Here is a 16,327-nt window from a genome sequence, read left to right on the forward strand (position 1 = left end):
GGGGGCCGGGCCGGGTTACCCGGTTGCGCCGGGCAAATGGTTGGGCGACAAGCCGGTCGAACCGATGCCGGAGCGATTATGACCGAGACGACGCGAACCGACTGGACCCGTGCAGAGGCCGCCGCGCTGTTCGACCTGCCGTTTGCCGACCTGATGTGGCGCGCGCAGAATGTCCACCGCGCCAACTTCGCGGCGAACGAGGTCCAGTTCAGCACATTGCTGTCGATCAAGACCGGCGGCTGCCCCGAGGATTGCGGCTATTGCAGCCAGTCGGCGAAGTGGGGGACGGGGGTCAAGGCGGACAAATTGATCGACGTCGCGGCGGTGCTCGACACCGCGCGCGCGGCAAAGGCGGCGGGGGCGCAGCGTTTCTGCATGGGGGCGGCGTGGCGCAATCCCGCCGACCGGCACATCCCGGCGCTCGTCGAAATGGTCGAGGGCGTCCGCGCGATGGGGCTCGAGACGTGCATGACGCTCGGGATGCTGAGCGACCCGCAGGCCGAGGCGCTCGCCGGCGCTGGGCTCGATTACTACAACCACAACCTCGACACCTCGCCCGAGCATTATCCCGAGATCATCACGACGCGGACCTACGACGACCGGCTCGATACGCTGGCGCGGGTCCGCGCGGCGGGGATGAACGTCTGCTGCGGCGGGATCATCGGCATGGGCGAAAGCCGGAGCGACCGGATCGGGCTGCTGGTCGCGCTGGCGACGCTGCCCGAGCATCCGCAGAGCGTGCCGATCAACGCGCTCGTGCCGATCGCGGGCACGCCGCGCGGCGATGCAATGCTGGTCGGCGAGAAGCCCGCGATCGACGGCCTCGAATTCGTCCGCACGATCGCGGTCGCGCGGATCATGATGCCGCGGTCGGTCGTGCGGCTGTCGGCGGGGCGCGAAGCGATGTCCGACGAAACACAGGCGTTGTGCTTGCTCGCGGGGGCGAACTCGCTGTTCGTCGGCAACCGGCTGCTGACGACGTCGAACCCCGAGGCTGACCGTGACGCGGTGCTGTTTGCGCGGCTCGGGGTCGTGCCGATGGCGATGGAGCGCGCGAGCGAGTTTGCCTAGAGCCGCGTGATTGGGCCCGGGTGAATCTTGAAGGCACCCGCCAGTGTAGCAAACACGTCCATGCTCAACTGCGCGTAGAGCGACCACGATCCGGCGCGCCGGACGCCTATGACGTTCGCGTGGCCCGGATATTCGCTTCGTCCGAAGGTGCGGAGCGGGTCGGTCGGCGCTGCAGCGAAGCGTCCACCAGTAATCAGCCGGTTCTGCAAGGCAATCGCGGCGATGCCGGTGCGCGGCCTAACGTGGGTAGTCCACAGGTCGGCACCATGTGTCGACCAGCAGAAGCAGCATCCCGACAATTGTCCGGTGAACATCAGCCCGTCGCCGCTGGCGTCGAGCAAAAAGTAGGGCATAGCCGAGACATCTCCTTGAAGATCAAGGATGCCGACGTCGACGGCATCGTAATTTACCATCGGCACGACATGGGCGGACAAGATTGTTGCTCCATTGACGGAGAGGCCGGGCTGGATCAACCAGCTGGAAATTTCGCGCTGATGCCCGAACAGTCCTGGCCGCGTTGCCCCAAGGTGGCCGGTGACGGCGCCCTGGATAGGCGGCATATCGCCGTCGCGCTTGTTGATGTTGAACTGCTGAAGGTTTGCCGCATTTTGGTTCGGCGCGACTCCGCCGGCGCAATTGATCGGATAATATTTGAGAAACTCGGCAGGGCTGGTGAGCAACTTCGTCCGCGCGGCAGCACTGTCCATGACCGATCCCCCTGTAGCGTCCCTAGGCCGAAGTCGTTACGGCATCGTAAAGCACTTTGAAGCAAGGCCCAGAAAATAAAGTGCCCGACGGGAGAGCTCCCGCCGGGCACGATCGCTCCGGTATCTTCGCTCGGCGTTACTGCAGCAGCGTCATCACCTGCTGCTGCGAGTGGTTCGCCTGTGCCAGCATTGCCTGCGCCGCCTGCGACAGGACCTGGTTCTTGGCGAGGTCGGTGGTCTCCGCCGAGAAGTCGGCGTCGACGATCCGGCTCCGCGACGAGACGAGGTTGGTCGAGGTCGAGGTCAGGTTGTTGACCGTCGCCTCGAGCCGGTTCTGCACCGCGCCGAGGTTTGCCCGGTCGAGCGAAACCGACGACAGCGCCGAATCGATCGTGTCGAGCGCGGCGTTGGCCCCGTCTGCGGTCGACAGGTCGACGTCGGAGATCTTCATCCCGCCCTTGTCGGCGCCGTAGCTGTTGCCCTCGAAGCCGAGCTTGGTGAAGTTCGACGCCGCCCCGAAGCCGAGCGAGCCGGTGGCGACGTCGATGGTCTTCGACGAGCTCAGCGACACCGTCGAGTAAGCGGTCGACACGGTGCCGGTCGCAGGAGCCGTCGGGTCGGTGATCGCGGCGACGGTGTAGGAGGTGGCTGTGCCGCGAACCGTGACGCCGCCGAGGCCGAAGTTGGCCGCCACACCCTCATCGGAGTCGACCGAGACGCTGATGTTGCGTCCGTCCGCGGCGGTCAGCGCGAGCCCGCCCTTGCCGTTGTCGCTCGCAGAGACCCCGGTCAGGCCGGTGTATTTGTTGATTTCCTTCGCCACCGTGTCGCGCGTCGCCTGCTGCGACACGCCCGCGGTCAGGCCGACATCGATCTGAACGCCGTTGATCGCGATCGTCGCGGTTGCACTGGCGGCGATCACTACCGTCGACGACCCGTCGAGGGTCAGCGCATTGGCCTTGGCGGTGACCCCGGTATAGGCGCTCGACGCATTGATCGCGGCGGCGATGGCGATCGCGCTACCCGCCTTCTTGCTCGTGTCGGCAAGTTCATTCGACGACGTATCGTCGCTGGCGGCAGCCGCGCGGATGGCGACGCCGTTGATCGTCAGATCGCCCGAGTTGAGGGTGGAGGCACCGGCGACGGTCGCGGCGACGGCGCGCGCGTCGCTGCTGACCGACGAGACGCCGCGCTCGTACGAGCCGAGGGAGAGCCCCGAGTGGCTCAACTGGCCCGCCGAGGTCGAGCCGATGACGACGGGCGCACCGTTCTGCGAGATCAGCGAGATGGTCGACGACTGTGCGCCGACCTTCACGCCCGAGGCGGCGGCGGTGAGGCCGGTGACCGAGGCGACGATGTTGCGCCCGTCGGCGGCCTCGAGGCGGATGCCCGCCGTGTCGTCGCCGGTGTCGATCGCGCGGACCCCGGTCTGCCCGGTCATCAGGTTGATCGCATTGGCGACGAGGGTCCGGCTGGCGGCGGCGTCGGTGGTCGTCGTCACCGACGCAGTGGTCTGGCCGTTGATCGTGATCGTGCCGGTCGTGGCGGCGGCAACCATCGCGGTCCCGGTCATCACCGTCTTGCCGACGACGGCGGAGACCCCGGTATCGGCGGTCGCGCGGTTGATCGCGGCGGCCTTGGCGAGCCCGCTGGCGGCCTTTTCGCTCGATGACACGCTGTCGTCGTCGGCGGACGATGCGCCGATCGTGACGCCGTTGATCGTCAGGTCGCCGGTCTTGAGCGACTCGTTGGCGGTGAGGTTGGCGGCGGTCGCCTGGAACGCGCCGGTCGCGCTGAGCGCCGCGCTCGCCCCGGTGCCGAGATCGCTGGTCCGCGCCGAGCCGATGCCGAACTTGACCGTCTCGCCCGCGCGGCTGCCGGTCTGGAGGGTCAGCTGCTTGGCCGATCCGTCGAGCAGCTTGATACCGTTGAAGTTGGTCGTCTTGCCGATGTTGTCGATCTCGCTGGTGAGCTGCTTGACTTCGGCCTGCATCGCCTTGCGGTCGTCGGCGGTGACGGTGCCGGTCGCTGCCTGAACCGACAGCTCGCGCATCCGCTGGAGCATGTTGGTGACTTCGCCCATCGCGCTTTCCGCAGTCTGCGCAAGGCTCATGCCGTCGTTGGCGTTGCGCGTCGCGACCGCGAGGCCGCGGACGTCAGCGGTCATTCGCTGCGAGATGGCGAGGCCGGCGGCGTCGTCCTTCGCGCTGTTGATCCGCTGCCCGGTCGACAGCCGCTCCATCGCGGTCGCCATGCCGGCCTGCGCCATGCGCTGGCCCGATTGCGCGGTCAGCGCCGAAAGATTGGTGTTGATGACGGTCATTGGCGTCGCTCCTGTCCGAAGGTCCCCCGGCCACCGCTAAGGTGCGGGGGGCCGATGGACCTAAGAGCGACGCTGCCCGCGACTTGTTTAATCCACTGTGGCACAGCGTCGGCGATGGACCTGACCCGCCGCATCCTCAAGATCGACGCCCACCTGATGATCCTCGACAAGCCGGCGGGGCTCGCGGTCCATCCGGGGCCGCGAACTCCGCACAGTCTCGAGGCGCATCTCGTCAGCTTGCGCGAAGGCTTCGTACGCTCGCCGCAGCCCGCGCACCGGCTCGACCGCGACACCAGCGGCTGCCTTGTGCTGGCGCGGCACCCGAAAGCCCTGAAGCGGCTGACGCAATTGTTCGAGGCGGGGCGGATCGGCAAGACGTACTGGGCGCTGGTCGATGGCGCGCCCGAGGGGGATACCGGCGTCGTCGACGCGCCGCTGTTCAAGGTCTCGACCGCCGCCGACGGCTGGCGGATGGTCGTCGATCCCCGCGGGAAAAGCGCGCGGACGCGGTGGCAGGTGCTCGAGCGGGGCGACCGGAGCCTGATCGCCTTCATGCCGGAAACCGGGCGAACGCATCAGGTCCGGGTCCACGCCGCGACTCTCGGGACGCCGATCGCGGGGGACCCGGTTTACGGGGCGGGGCAGGGACCGATGCTGCTCCACGCCCGCGAGGTGATGGTGCCGTACGTCGAGGGCGGGGTGCCGGTTACGGCTGTCGCCCCGCTCCCCGAACACTGGCCGTAACCAGCATCCGGGGAGAGGGGTTGGCTTAGGGAATGACCTCGGTAGCCTCGACCGGGGGCAGCTTGAACGAGCCGTCGAGGAACCCTGCCTTCGGCAGATACGCGCGGAAGATCAGGCGGAACGGACCCTTCGGCGACGGCAGCCAGTTGACGACGCGCTCGCCCGACGGCGCGAGCGGCTGAACGAAGATATCGTAGCCGCCGTCACGCTCGGCGCGAATTTCCGGGGTACGGTCGCCGATAGCGAAGCGCTTCGATGGGGTGTCGACGAAAAACAGGCGGCCAGCCGCGTCGGCCTGATACATCGTCAGCGACCAGAACGCGCCGACCGGAAGCTGCGCGGGCAGATGGACGGTGTAGGCCTTCGCCCCAGTCAGCGGCGCGCCGTCCTTGTCCTTGGTCGCGGTCAGGTAGATTGCCTCGGTCTGCGGCAGCGCGCCGAGGCCGCCAACTGCGACGCGCGCGCGGTCGGCGTCGTCGCTTTCGCCGTAGTGGCCGATGCCCGGGCCGGGGTAGCTCCAGCCGTCGATCTCGGTGCCCGTCTTGGTCAAGCCGCCCTTGAATTCGGCATGCAAGGTCGGGAGCGACTTGGTCCACAACGCCATCGTCGCGGGACGCACCGCCGTCGAATCGATCGCATCCGGGGTTACGCCGAGCGCGCTGAGTTCGGGCCGTGTGCGGACGGTGTGCGCCAGCGGCGAACGGGCCAAAGCCTCGTCGACGACGGCGATGAACGTCGCCGCGTCGGGGACGGCAACCGGCACCGCCTTGGTCGCGACCGGAGCTGCATGGTCGGCGGGAACCTCGAGCGTAAAGCCCCGGATCAGCCCCGTCGCCGCCGCCAGATCGGCCTTGCCGTCGACGAGCACCCGGACCAGCAGCCACGCATCGTTGGTCGGCGAGCGGAGCACCGTCATGCCATCCGGGGGAGTGCCGTTCCAGTCCGGACCGACGATCAGATAGCGACCGCCCTTGCCCCCGGTGCGCGTCCCGACGATCGCGACGTTGTTGGTGAACACGTCCATCAGTGCGGCGCTGTGATACCGCTTCGGCAGCGCAGGCATATCGAGGATCACCGGGCCGCCCGCGAGGTCGAGCCACCCGCTCGAATACAGCGTGTCGTTGTTCGGCGTCGTCACGTCGCGCGTCGTCGCGTCGGCGAGAACCGTCCGCGCGTACAGCCGGTTGACCCCAGGCGCGCCCATGCTCTCGGCCTTGGCGATCTGGAGGTGGCGCGTCCGCATCATTTCATAGACCGGCAGAGCGAAGGCGTACGCCGCGCGGAGCTGCGCGATCCCGATCGGACCGGCAGGTGCCGCTGTGGCCTCGGCAGGCGGGACTGCGGGAATTTCTGCGGCGACGACTGGAGCGGCAGGCGCAGCCACAACCGGGGGCGCTGGCAACGCTGCAACCGGCGCGACCGGCTGCGCGACGGTCTTCGCTTTATGCTTGCCGAACAACGGCGTGTGCTCGGTCTGCGCCAGCGCCGGGGCAGTCAGCGCGCACGCCAGGAGCAGGGTAATCGCCTTCGCCGTCATCGTCGGGTTTCCTCGGGGAATTGTGCCCTGCCTATGCCGGGGGGTGGCAAGCGCGTCCAGCCCGGTGCAAGATCGGGTCCAACCTCTGGGGAGAGACACGATGGAAGCCGCCTATATCGTTGCCGCCGCACGCACTGCCGGAGGCCGCCGCGGCGGCCGCCTGACCGGCTGGCACCCCGCCGATCTTGCCGGGCAGGTGCTGAACGCATTGGTCGACCGCGCCGGGGCCGATCCGGCGTTGATCGAGGACGTCATCATGGGCTGCGTCAGCCAGTTCGCGCAGCAGTCTGGCAATGTCGCGCGCAACGCGGTACTGTCGTCGCGCCTGCCCGAAAGCGTTCCTGGTACCAGCGTCGACCGCCAGTGCGGCAGCAGCCAGCAGGCGCTTCACTTCGCCGCCGCGACGGTGATGAGCGGGCAGATGGACATCGTCATCGCCGCTGGAGTCGAATCGATGTCGCGGGTGCCGATGGGCGCGTCGGCAAAGCTCGCGCGCGACGCCGACATGGGCTCGCCGTTCGGCGGCCCGGGAATGAAGGCGCGCTATCCCGGCGTCGCGTTCAGCCAGTTCACCGGGGCCGAGATGCTTGCAGAAAAGCACGACCTGTCGCGCGACGACCTCGATGCGTTCGGCTTCGCCAGCCAGAAGAAAGCGATCGCGGCGGCGACCTCCGGCGCGTTCGACGCCGAGATCGTGCCAGTCGACGTCGTCCTGCCCGACGGATCGAGCGAAGCGCATGTCCGCGACGAAGGCATCCGGCTCGACGCCTCACTCGACGCGATTCGCGGGGTCAAGCTGATCAGCGAGGGCGGACGGCTGACCGCGGCGACATCGTCGCAGATCGCCGACGGCGCGTCAGGGGTGATGGTGGTCAACGACCGCGGATTGAAGGCGCTCGGCATCGCCCCGCTGGCCCGCATCCACCACATGACCGTCGTCGGCGAAGACCCTGTCATCATGCTCGAAGCCCCGATCGGCGCGACCCAGCGGGCGCTGGCGCGAGCGGGGATGAACATTGCCGACTTCGACCTTTTCGAGGTCAACGAGGCGTTTGCGAGCGTGCCGCTGGCGTGGCTCAAGATGCTCGGCGCCAATCCCGACAAGCTCAACGTCAACGGCGGCGCGATCGCCCTCGGCCACCCGCTCGGAGCGTCGGGAACCAAGCTGATGACGACGCTGGTTCATGCCTTACGCGCGCGAAAGCAGAAGTGGGGCCTGCAGACGATGTGCGAGGGCGGCGGGCTCGCCAACGTCACGATCGTCGAGGCGTTGTGAGCGGCTTCACCCAGATCCGCTACGCCGTCGCCGACGGTATCGCGACGATTGCGCTCGACCGGCCCGACAAGCTCAATGCGTTCACCGGCACGATGATGGCAGAGCTGATCGCCGCCTTCGACGCTGCCGATGCCGACGACGCAATTCGCGCGGTGATCGTTACCGGGGAGGGGCGGGCGTTCTGCGCCGGTGCCGACCTCAGCGCGGGAGCAGCGACGTTCGACTATGACAACCGCGCCGACAACCCGCGCGGGGCGTCGCCCGTCCGCGCCGACGGGTCGATCGACTATGCCCATGATGCGGTCCGCGACGGCGGCGGGCGGGTGACGCTGCGGATTTTCCAGTCGCTCAAGCCGGTCATCGCGGCGATCAACGGCCCTGCGGTCGGGATCGGCGCGACGATGCTGCTGGCCATGGATATCCGGATCGCCGCCGACACCGCACGCTTCGGCTTCGTCTTCGCCCGGCGCGGCATCGTCCCCGAGGCGTGTTCGTCGTGGTTCCTGCCGCGGATCGTCGGCATCGCCCAGGCGCTCGAATGGTGCTTCTCTGGGCGCGTGTTCCCCGCCAGCGAAGCGCTCGCCGGACGGCTCGTCAGCAAGGTCGTCCCCGCGGCCGAACTCATCGCCGAGGCGACCAAGATCGCGCGCGAGATCGCCGACAACACCGCGCCGGTGTCGATCGCGCTGACGCGGCAGATGATGTGGCGGATGCTCGGCGCGGCGTCGCCGATGGACGCGCACAAGATCGACAGTCGCGCGATCTACAGCCGGGGCCGCTCGGGCGACGCGAAGGAGGGGGTGATGTCGTTCATCGAAAAACGGCCCGCCGCCTTCCCCGAAACCGTCGCCGATGGGATGCCCCACTTCTATCCCTGGTGGGATGAACCGCAATACGGTTGACGCGCACGTCAACGTCGGCGACGGGGGGGAATGACCGAACCAGAAATCTCCGCCCCATTGGTCGAATTTGCCGGAGCGGTGCCACCCGCGCCGCCGTGGTTTACCGCCGCGCTGGCCGACGCCCCCGAGCGGTCGACGATCATCGTCGATGGCGCGGGCATCGAGATGCTGACATGGGGTGAGCGCGGCAAACCCGGGTTGCTCCTGCTCCACGGCAACGGCGCGCATGCCGACTGGTGGAGCTTCATCGCGCCGTTCTTCGCCACCGACTACCGCGTCGCGGCGTTCTCGTGGAGCGGGATGGGCGGGTCGGACCATCGGGCAACGTATTCGATCAATGGCTTCGTCGATGAAATCTTCGCCGTTGCCGAAGCTGCCGGGCTCTACGACGCCGGACCACCGCGGGTCGTCGCGCACAGCTTCGGGGGCTTTCCGATGATGGCGGCGGTCCATTCGCAGGGCGAGCGCTTTGCCGCCGCGGTCATCGTCGACACGCCGTTCCGCCCGCCCGGCGAACCCGGCGGGCGACGGCCGAACGCCACCAACCGCCCGCACCGCATCTATCCGACGCTGACCGACGCGCTTGCCCGCTTCCGCTTCGCGCCGCCGCAGGGGTGTCCGAACCCGTTCATCGCCGACTATATGGCGCGCAAGTCGCTCGTCGAGGTCGACGCCAGCGACGGCGGCGGCTGGACGTGGCGCTTCGACCCGTTCCTGTGGCACCGCTTCGAGGTCGGCGACGCCCCCGCGCTGCTCGCCGATCCGCGCTGTCCGGTCGCGCTCGTCTGGGGCGAGCGGTCGATGCTGATGCCGCCACCGCGGATCGCATCAATGCTCGCGCTGCTGCCGCCGGGGACGCCTGCGGTGGCGATCCCCGACGCCGAGCATCACGTGATGGTCGACCAGCCCTTGGCCTTTGTCAGTGCCTTGCGTGGTCTTTTTGCCGGCTGGCCTTAACCCTTATACTGCGCCGGGAAGAGCTTCTTGAGCGCGGCAACCTTCGGCATGTCGTTGATGACGATGTACGGATAGGTCGGGTTTCGCGCGAGGAAGTTCTGGTGATAATCTTCGGCAGGATAGAACGACTTGCCGGTCTCGACCGTCGTCACGACCGGCGCAGGATATGCCTTCACCCGGTTGAGCTGGGCGATATACGCCGCGGCAACCTTCGCTTGTTCGGGCGTCTGCGCGAAGATCGTGCCGCGATACTGGGTCCCGCTGTCGGGCTCCTGGTGGTTGAGCTGCGTCGGGTCGGTCGCGACCGAGAAATAGATGCGGAGCAACTGCCCGTAGCTGACCTTTGCCGGGTCGTAGGCCACGCGGACCGACTCGGCGTGGCCGGTCAGGCCGGTGCCGACGACTTCGTAATGCGCGGTCGCGGCCTTGCCGCCGGCATAGCCCGAGACGACATTGGTCACGCCCGCGACGTGATCGAATACGCCTTCGAGTCCCCAGAAACAGCCGCCGGCAAGAACCGCGACGGCGGTGCCTTTCGCGGCGGGGGCGTCGATGGCAGGGGCGGGAACGACTCGGACGGCTTCCGATGCGCCCGTGCGCTGCGTGGCGAGGGTGACGACAACGGCGGCGGCAGCAATGCCGAGAATCAAGTTTTTCATCACTTTATCCTCTTCAAGCGCGGGTAGTCGCGAAGGTCATCGCGACCCCGTTCATGCAATATCGCAGGCCGGTCGGCTTCGGGCCGTCGTCGAAGACGTGGCCGAGATGACCGCCGCAGCGACGGCAATGGATCTCGGTCCGGGTCATGCCGAGCGAGCCGTCTTCGCGCTGGCGAACCGCGTTCTTGAGCGGCGCCCAGAAACTCGGCCAGCCGGTATGGCTGTCGAACTTGGTCGCGCTCGCGAACAGCGGCAGCGCGCAACCGGCGCAGGCGAAGGTCCCGACGCGATGCTCGTCGTTGAGCGGCGAGGTGAACGGCGTCTCGGTCCCCTCCTCGCGCAGCACGGCGAAGGCGGCGGGAGACAGCTTCGCCTTCCATTGCGCCGGAGTGAGGTTGACCTCGAACTTGTCGATGGTCGCGGCGCGCGCGGTGAGGCGGCCGCCGACGACCGACCACACGAGCGGGGCGGCGAGGGCGACGGTGGCGAGATTGACGAAGGAGCGGCGGCTGACGACGGTCATGATGCCTCTAATCAATGGGTTGTACCCATCATATACGGTGCCGATGGCCGATCGGTTACACGAAATCCCTGCGTCGATGCCGCATCCTCGCCGCTAAGTTCAAAATAAGTTCACACTAAAGCACGTGGAGTTTGACCTTTCCCCCAATTGAAGTCGGGAATGATCGATCGGCGCCTGACAATGAGAAAGATCTTCGCCGGAACGAACCCGGCGAGTCGAGGCAGCATGATACGCCGTCATGCACGGTGTAGGACAGGGCTCAGTTGAAGCCCTTGCCCTCGCCTGCCAGCTTGACGAGCAGCGGCGCGGGCTCGATGCCGTAGCTCTTGAGCTTCTCGACGATCGCGGGGAGCCCGACGCTGTCGGCCCAAAACATCGGCCCGCCGCGATAGACCGGCCAGCCATAGCCGTTGATCCAGACGATATCGATGTCGCTCGCGCGCTGCGCCATGCCCTCGTCGAGGATCTTCGCGCCCTCGTTGACCATCGGGTAGAGGCAGCGTTCGAGGATTTCGGCGTCGTCGATGTGGCGGCGGTTGACCCCGCGTTCGGCGGCATAGTCGAGGATGATCTTCTCGGCGACCGGCGACGGCACGCGGTTCCGCTGCGCGTCATAGTCGTAGAAGCCGTGGCCGTTCTTCTGGCCGCGCAGCCCCGCCTCGCACAGCCGGTCGCGAATCGTCACGCCCTTCGACGTCTCGGCGTTCCAGCCGATGTCGAGCCCGGCGAGGTCGGACATCTGGAAGGGTCCCATCGGGAAGCCGAAGTCGAACAGCACGCGGTCCACGTCGGCGGGGAGGGCCCCCTCGACGATAAGCGCCATCGCCTGTTGCTGGCGCTGGCTGAGCATGCGGTTGCCGATGAAGCCGTCGCAGACCCCGGCGACGACCGCGACCTTGCCGATCTTCTTCGCGGTCGCCATCGCGGTCGCGAGCACCGGCCCGGCGGTCTTCGCGCCGCGCACAACCTCGAGCAGCCGCATGACGTTGGCGGGTGAGAAGAAGTGGAGCCCGACGACCGATTCGGGGCGCGACGTCGATGCCGCGATCTCATCGACGTTGAGATAGCTGGTGTTCGACGCCAGGATCGCGCCGGGCTTGGCAAGGCGGTCGAGCTTGCCGAACACCTCCTTCTTGACCGCCATGTTCTCGAACACCGCCTCGATGATCAGGTCGGCGGCGCTGAGCGAATCGAGGTCGAGCGACGGCGTCAGCAGGCCCATCCGCGCCTCGACGTCGTCGCTGGTCATCCGGCCCTTGGCGGCGGTATTCTCGTAATTCTTGCGGATCGTCGCGACGCCACGATCGAGCGCCTCCTGCTTCATCTCGACGATCGTCACCGGCACCCCGGCGTTCAGGAAGTTCATCGCGATGCCGCCGCCCATCGTCCCCGCGCCGATGATGCCGACGCTGGCGACCGGCAGGAGCGGGGCGTCGGGGTCGAGCCCGTCGATCTTGTTCGCCTGGCGTTCGGCAAAGAAAACATAACGTTGCGCGCGCGACTGCAGGCCGGTCATCAGGCCCATGAACAGTTTGCGCTCGATCGCCATGCCCTCGTCGAACGGCAAGGTCGCGGCCGCCTCGATGCACTGGATGTTGGCTTCGGGCGCGTCGAAGCCGCGAAACGCCTTGGCGTTCGCCTTGCGATACGCGTCGAACATCCCGTCCTCGACGCCGAGCACCGGCTTGTCGCGGACGCGGTTGAGCGGGAGGTTTTCGTTGAGGACGCGCCGGGCGAAGTGGATCGCGCCGTCGCGCAGGTCGTCGACGATCGCGTCGATCAGCCCCCCGGCAGCGGCGGCTTTCGCGCCGATGTGCTTGCCGGTAGTGACCATGTCGAGTGCGGCCTTGGCGCCGACGAGACGCGGCAGGCGTTGCGTGCCGCCGGCTCCGGGAAGCAGTCCGAGCTTGACCTCGGGCAGGCCGAACTTCGCCGACAGGACCGCGACGCGGAAATGGCAGACGAGCGCGACCTCGAGCCCGCCGCCGAGCGCGGTGCCGTGGATCGCGGCGACGACGGGCTTCGGGCAATTCTCGATCGTCGCCTGAACCTCGTGCAAGCCCGCACCGCGCGGCGGCTTGCCGAATTCGGAAATATCGGCCCCGGCGATGAAGGTTCGTCCGGCGCAGACCAGCACGATCGCCTTTATCGCGGGATCGGCGATGGCGGCGGCGAAGCCGTGGGCGAGACCGTCGCGAACGTCGGCCGACAGCGCGTTGACCGGGGGCGAATCGAGCGTAATGACGCCGATATCGCCGTCGATCGTCAGGTCAGTAACGGTGTTGATCGCGGTCATGGCGCGCTAACTCCCCAGAAGGCGCTGTTGCAGCGCAGCAAATGCCGGTATCCGGCGTTCTCCCATCATGGCTAGTCAAACGATGCATTCACCGCAACCCGCTGCTCATCCGACCGTCGGCAGCATCGTCCTGCTCGGCGCGCTGTCGGCAGTCGGCGCGCTGGCGATCGACATTTACCTCCCGAGCCTGCCTGCGATCGGCCGCGCGCTCCATGCGTCGCCGGCGGCGGTAGCGAACACCGTCGCGACCTATCTCATCGGCATGGCGGCGGGGCAGCTGCTGTGGGGACCGTTGTCCGACCGCATGGGCCGCCGCCCGGTCCTGCTCATCGGCTTCGGCATCGCCGTCGTCGCCGGGCTATTTTGCGCCGCCGCGCCGACGATCGTCTGGCTGACGGCGGGCCGCTTCCTCCAGGCACTCGGCAGCTGCACCGGCATGGTCGTCGGCCGCGCCGTCGTCCGCGACCGTTACAGCCACCAGGATTCGGCGCGAATCTTCTCGTTCATCATGCTCGTGTTCGGCGTCGTCCCGCTCGTCGCGCCGCTGATCGGGGCGACGCTGATCACTTATGCGCCGTGGCGAGCGATTTTTTTCGTTCTCGCCGCTTTCGCCGCTGCGGTCTGGACGGCGGTCTTTTTCCGCCTCGACGAAAGCCGGTCGGTCGCGACGGCGGAACAGGCGCGCGGCGAGAGCATCGTCATGTCGTTCGTCGACCTGCTGAAACAGCGGCGGCTGGTGGGCTATCTGCTCGCCGCGGCGCTCAACGGGGCGACTTTGTTCACCTATATCGCCGCCGGTCCCGACCTGTTCATCTCGACCTACGGCTTCACCCCGACCCAATTCGCGTGGCTGTTTGGGTTGAACGCGGTCGGCATTATCGGCGCGAGCCAGGTCAATCGCCTGCTGCTCGATCGCTTCGAATCCGACCGTATCCTCGCGATGTCGAGCATTGCCTGCGTCGTCGCGGGGGCGCTGCTGTGGGCCGCCGCCGCGCTCGGGCTCGGCGCGATGGTGATCGTCGCGCTGCTGTTCGCGACGCTGACGGCGTACGGCTTCGTGCAGTCGAACGCGAGCGCCGGCGCGCTGAGCGTCGATCCGCTGCGCGCCGGCGCGACCTCGGCGCTGATGGGGGCGTCGGCGTTCGGCGTTGGCGCGCTTGCCGCGGCGATATCGGGGACGCTTCACGACGGGACGGCGGTGCCGATGGCGGCGGTGATGGCGGTCGGCCTTGCGGGAGCTGCGGCGGCGTTGTTCGGCCTCGCTTTGCCGCGCCGGGGCGAAGTCAGCGACGCATGAACAATGCCCTGACCCCGCGCCATACGCTGCTTGCGCTCGGCGTCGTCGCGGTCTGGGGGACCAACTTCGTCGTCATCAAGCTCGCGCTCGGGCATTTGCCGCCGCTGCTGTTCGCGACGCTGCGCTTCACCTTCGCGGCGTTTCCCGGCGTGTTCCTGCTGCGGCGGCCGAAGGTGCCGATAGGCCAGCTCGCGCTCTACGGCATCCTGATCGGGGTGGGGCAGTTCGGGCTGCTGTTCATTGCGATGAGCGGCCGCATCTCGCCGGGGCTCGCCAGCCTCGTCGTCCAGAGCCAGGTGTTCTTCACGATCGGCCTCGCCCTGCTCCTCACCCGCGAGCGGCTGCGCGCGGTCCAAGTGGTCGCGCTGGTTCTCGCCGCAGCGGGCATCGCAGTGATCGGCGTGAATTCAGGCGGCACGACGACGGTCGCCGGCGTCGCGCTGGTTCTCGGTGCCGCGTTGGCGTGGGGCTGCGGGAACCTTGTCCAACGGCGCGCAGTGGGCGTCGACATGCTCGCCTATGTCGTCTGGGCGAGCCTGTTCGCGGTGCCGCCGCTGTTCCTGCTGTCGCTGACGATCGAGGGCTGGCCGGCCATCGTCGCCGGGGTCGCCCGCGCCGACGCCACGACATGGGGCGCGATCGTCTGGCAGGCGATCGGCAACACGATGTTCGGCTACGGCGCGTGGGGCTTCCTGCTGACGCGCTATCCGGCCGCGACGGTCGCTCCATGGTCGATGCTCGTGCCGGTTTTTGGCATGGGCACCGCCGCATGGTGGCTCGCTGAGCCGTTGCCGCTGTGGAAGCTCGGCGCGGGCGCGCTTGTCCTCAGCGGCCTCGCGCTCAACCTGTTGTGGCCGCGCTTTACCCGGCTGTGGCTGACCGCCGAACCTTAAGCCGGGAGCGTCAGGGCGTACGGTCCGCCCCGCTCGAGCGCCGCGCGCCATGCCGGGCGCGCCTGGATGCGCTTGGCGTAGTCGAGGATACGCGGGAAATCGGCGATCGGCCCGCGCGTCGCGGCGATCTCGGCGACGAACGACATCATGATGTCGGCCCCCGACAACGCATTGCCGACGAGCCACTCGTTGTCACCGAGCTCGGCATCGAAGAAGGCGAGGTGGCTCCCGACCTGCTCGTCGATCCGCGGCTTCAATGGCGCGGCGGCGTTGCCGAGCCGCCCGGTGTACAGCGCGAGCATAAACGGCAGCATCGCCGATCCCTCGGCGAAGTGGAGCCATTCGAGATAGGCTTCATGGAGCGGCGTCCCCGGCGCTGGGGCGAGCGCGCCATTGCCGTAGGTGCGGATCAGATAGTCGGTGACCGCGCCCGACTCGGCGACCTTCAGGTCACCGTCCTCGATCACCGGCGACTTGCCGAGCGGATGGACCGCCTTCAGCTCGGGCGGCGCGAGGTTGGTCGTCGTGTCGCGCGTGTAGAATTTGATGTCGTAGCCGGTGCCGAGCTCCTCGAGGAGCCAGAGGATGCGCTGCGACCGCGAGTTGTTGAGGTGGTGGACGGTGATCATGCGCAAGGGCTCCGGTGACGCTGGACGGCGGATAGGGTAGGGCGTCGGCATGATCCCCGTCACCCCCGAAATCGCGCTCGACGACGACGAGATCGACGAAAGCTTCATCCGCGCGAGCGGGCCCGGGGGGCAGAACGTCAACAAAGTCAGCTCGGCGGTGCAGATCCGCTTCGATGTCCGGCGGTCGCGCAACCTGCCCGATGCGGTGGCGGTGCGGCTGATGAAGCTCGCCGGGAGCCGGATGACACAGGATGGGGTGCTCGTGCTGACAGCGCAGCGCTTCCGCGAACAGGAGCGCAACCGCGCCGACGCCCGTGCGCGTCTGGTGGCGCTGATCGCCGCCGCCGCCGTCGCACCGGTCAAGCGCCGCGCGTCGCGACCGACCGCGGGGTCGAAGGAACGGCGGCTGGACGGCAAAAGCGTGCGGTCGGGGATCAAGGCGGCGCGCGGTCGGGTGCATCGCGACGATTAGCTTTCGGCTCCGGAATGAACTATTTCATTGCATGTCCGTTG

At 67.8% G+C, this 16,327-nt stretch carries 14 protein-coding genes and 2 pseudogenes; 8 read left to right on the forward strand and 8 right to left on the reverse strand.

Annotated elements, in window-relative coordinates:
- Window positions 1-78 precede the first annotated feature (78 nt).
- The gene (gene bioB / locus KZX46_RS15010; protein WP_219774655.1) at window positions 79-1,071 is read left to right on the forward strand and encodes a biotin synthase BioB; all 993 of its coding nucleotides are present in this window, start codon (window positions 79-81) and stop codon (window positions 1,069-1,071) included.
- On the opposite strand, the gene KZX46_RS15015 is transcribed toward bioB, so the two are convergent.
- The 3 genes and pseudogenes from KZX46_RS15015 to KZX46_RS22955 form a co-directional block, all read right to left on the reverse strand.
- Window positions 1,068-1,778: a hypothetical protein gene (locus KZX46_RS15015; protein ID WP_219774656.1), complete on the reverse strand. Its 711-nt coding sequence runs from the start codon at window positions 1,776-1,778 to the stop codon at window positions 1,068-1,070. The two genes, bioB and KZX46_RS15015, sit on opposite strands and share 4 nt — an antisense overlap.
- A gap of 136 nt (window positions 1,779-1,914) precedes the next feature.
- Window positions 1,915-2,187, reverse strand: a pseudogene (locus tag KZX46_RS15020) (flagellin); the annotation flags it as partial.
- A 1,551-nt stretch (window positions 2,188-3,738) separates the two neighbouring features.
- Window positions 3,739-4,101: pseudogene (locus KZX46_RS22955) on the reverse strand (flagellin protein FlaA); the annotation flags it as partial.
- 114 nt (window positions 4,102-4,215) lie between these two features.
- On the opposite strand from KZX46_RS22955, the gene KZX46_RS15030 reads away from it, so the two are divergent.
- The gene (locus KZX46_RS15030) at window positions 4,216-4,845 is read left to right on the forward strand and encodes an RluA family pseudouridine synthase (RefSeq protein WP_219774657.1); all 630 of its coding nucleotides are present in this window, start codon (window positions 4,216-4,218) and stop codon (window positions 4,843-4,845) included.
- Window positions 4,846-4,870: 25 nt separating this feature from the next.
- Here the strand turns inward: KZX46_RS15030 and KZX46_RS15035 are convergent, their stop codons facing one another.
- Window positions 4,871-6,382, reverse strand: coding sequence for a DUF1254 domain-containing protein (locus KZX46_RS15035; protein WP_219774658.1), 1,512 nt, complete (start codon window positions 6,380-6,382; stop codon window positions 4,871-4,873).
- 100 nt (window positions 6,383-6,482) lie between these two features.
- Between KZX46_RS15035 and KZX46_RS15040 the strand changes: the two genes are divergently transcribed.
- From KZX46_RS15040 to KZX46_RS15050, 3 genes are read left to right on the forward strand one after another with little or no spacing between them, the layout of a single operon-like run.
- On the forward strand, window positions 6,483-7,658 hold the full coding sequence (locus KZX46_RS15040; RefSeq protein ID WP_219774659.1) for an acetyl-CoA C-acetyltransferase: 1,176 nt from the start codon (window positions 6,483-6,485) through the stop codon (window positions 7,656-7,658).
- Window positions 7,655-8,560 carry a crotonase/enoyl-CoA hydratase family protein gene (locus KZX46_RS15045; RefSeq protein ID WP_219774660.1) on the forward strand — a complete coding sequence of 302 codons (906 nt, stop codon included), beginning with the start codon at window positions 7,655-7,657 and terminating at the stop codon, window positions 8,558-8,560. The genes KZX46_RS15040 and KZX46_RS15045 overlap by 4 nt, the downstream gene beginning before the upstream one ends.
- 30 nt (window positions 8,561-8,590) lie before the next feature.
- Window positions 8,591-9,517: an alpha/beta fold hydrolase gene (locus KZX46_RS15050; RefSeq protein WP_219774661.1), complete on the forward strand. Its 927-nt coding sequence runs from the start codon at window positions 8,591-8,593 to the stop codon at window positions 9,515-9,517.
- Here the strand turns inward: KZX46_RS15050 and msrA are convergent.
- The 3 genes from msrA to KZX46_RS15065 all read right to left on the reverse strand — a co-directional run bounded on the left by msrA (window position 9,514) and on the right by KZX46_RS15065 (window position 12,995).
- Window positions 9,514-10,176 carry a peptide-methionine (S)-S-oxide reductase MsrA gene (msrA, locus tag KZX46_RS15055; protein ID WP_219774662.1) on the reverse strand — a complete coding sequence of 221 codons (663 nt, stop codon included), beginning with the start codon at window positions 10,174-10,176 and terminating at the stop codon, window positions 9,514-9,516. The genes KZX46_RS15050 and msrA overlap by 4 nt on opposite strands.
- A gap of 13 nt (window positions 10,177-10,189) precedes the next feature.
- Window positions 10,190-10,699: a peptide-methionine (R)-S-oxide reductase MsrB gene (msrB, locus tag KZX46_RS15060; RefSeq protein WP_219774663.1), complete on the reverse strand. Its 510-nt coding sequence runs from the start codon at window positions 10,697-10,699 to the stop codon at window positions 10,190-10,192.
- A 259-nt stretch (window positions 10,700-10,958) separates the two neighbouring features.
- Entirely contained in the window at window positions 10,959-12,995 is a 2,037-nt protein-coding gene (locus KZX46_RS15065; RefSeq protein ID WP_219774664.1) for a 3-hydroxyacyl-CoA dehydrogenase NAD-binding domain-containing protein, read from the reverse strand.
- A gap of 82 nt (window positions 12,996-13,077) precedes the next feature.
- Here KZX46_RS15065 and KZX46_RS15070 point away from each other — a divergent pair, with 82 nt between their 5' ends.
- On the forward strand, window positions 13,078-14,292 hold the full coding sequence (locus KZX46_RS15070) for a multidrug effflux MFS transporter (RefSeq protein ID WP_226895983.1): 1,215 nt from the start codon (window positions 13,078-13,080) through the stop codon (window positions 14,290-14,292).
- The gene (locus tag KZX46_RS15075) at window positions 14,289-15,185 is read left to right on the forward strand and encodes an EamA family transporter (RefSeq protein ID WP_219774665.1); all 897 of its coding nucleotides are present in this window, start codon (window positions 14,289-14,291) and stop codon (window positions 15,183-15,185) included. Before KZX46_RS15070 ends, KZX46_RS15075 begins: the two co-directional genes overlap by 4 nt.
- On the opposite strand, the gene KZX46_RS15080 is transcribed toward KZX46_RS15075, so the two are convergent.
- Complete coding sequence (locus KZX46_RS15080) at window positions 15,182-15,814, reverse strand: glutathione S-transferase family protein (RefSeq protein ID WP_219774666.1); 633 nt, start codon at window positions 15,812-15,814, stop codon at window positions 15,182-15,184. The two genes, KZX46_RS15075 and KZX46_RS15080, sit on opposite strands and share 4 nt — an antisense overlap.
- Window positions 15,815-15,863: 49 nt before the next feature.
- On the opposite strand from KZX46_RS15080, the gene arfB reads away from it, so the two are divergent.
- Window positions 15,864-16,286, forward strand: coding sequence for an alternative ribosome rescue aminoacyl-tRNA hydrolase ArfB (arfB, locus tag KZX46_RS15085; RefSeq protein WP_219774667.1), 423 nt, complete (start codon window positions 15,864-15,866; stop codon window positions 16,284-16,286).
- Window positions 16,287-16,327 lie beyond the last annotated feature (41 nt).

This window comes from Polymorphobacter sp. PAMC 29334 (assembly GCF_019431245.1).
In the GTDB taxonomy this organism is placed as follows: domain Bacteria; phylum Pseudomonadota; class Alphaproteobacteria; order Sphingomonadales; family Sphingomonadaceae; genus Polymorphobacter_B; species Polymorphobacter_B megasporae.

Excerpts from the sequence above, each read along its gene's own strand:
- KZX46_RS15050 (WP_219774661.1), top strand. The coding sequence starts at position 8,591 with ATGACCGAACCAGAAATCTCCGCCCCATTGGTCGAATTTGCCGGAGCG.
- KZX46_RS15065 (WP_219774664.1), bottom strand. The coding sequence starts at position 12,995 with ATGACCGCGATCAACACCGTTACTGACCTGACGATCGACGGCGATATC.
- bioB (WP_219774655.1), top strand. The coding sequence starts at position 79 with ATGACCGAGACGACGCGAACCGACTGGACCCGTGCAGAGGCCGCCGCG.
- KZX46_RS15070 (WP_226895983.1), top strand. The coding sequence starts at position 13,078 with ATGCATTCACCGCAACCCGCTGCTCATCCGACCGTCGGCAGCATCGTC.
- KZX46_RS15075 (WP_219774665.1), top strand. The coding sequence starts at position 14,289 with ATGAACAATGCCCTGACCCCGCGCCATACGCTGCTTGCGCTCGGCGTC.
- KZX46_RS15015 (WP_219774656.1), bottom strand. The coding sequence starts at position 1,778 with ATGGACAGTGCTGCCGCGCGGACGAAGTTGCTCACCAGCCCTGCCGAG.
- msrB (WP_219774663.1), bottom strand. The coding sequence starts at position 10,699 with ATGACCGTCGTCAGCCGCCGCTCCTTCGTCAATCTCGCCACCGTCGCC.
- msrA (WP_219774662.1), bottom strand. The coding sequence starts at position 10,176 with ATGAAAAACTTGATTCTCGGCATTGCTGCCGCCGCCGTTGTCGTCACC.
- KZX46_RS15035 (WP_219774658.1), bottom strand. The coding sequence starts at position 6,382 with ATGACGGCGAAGGCGATTACCCTGCTCCTGGCGTGCGCGCTGACTGCC.
- KZX46_RS15080 (WP_219774666.1), bottom strand. The coding sequence starts at position 15,814 with ATGATCACCGTCCACCACCTCAACAACTCGCGGTCGCAGCGCATCCTC.
- KZX46_RS15030 (WP_219774657.1), top strand. The coding sequence starts at position 4,216 with ATGGACCTGACCCGCCGCATCCTCAAGATCGACGCCCACCTGATGATC.
- KZX46_RS15040 (WP_219774659.1), top strand. The coding sequence starts at position 6,483 with ATGGAAGCCGCCTATATCGTTGCCGCCGCACGCACTGCCGGAGGCCGC.
- arfB (WP_219774667.1), top strand. The coding sequence starts at position 15,864 with ATGATCCCCGTCACCCCCGAAATCGCGCTCGACGACGACGAGATCGAC.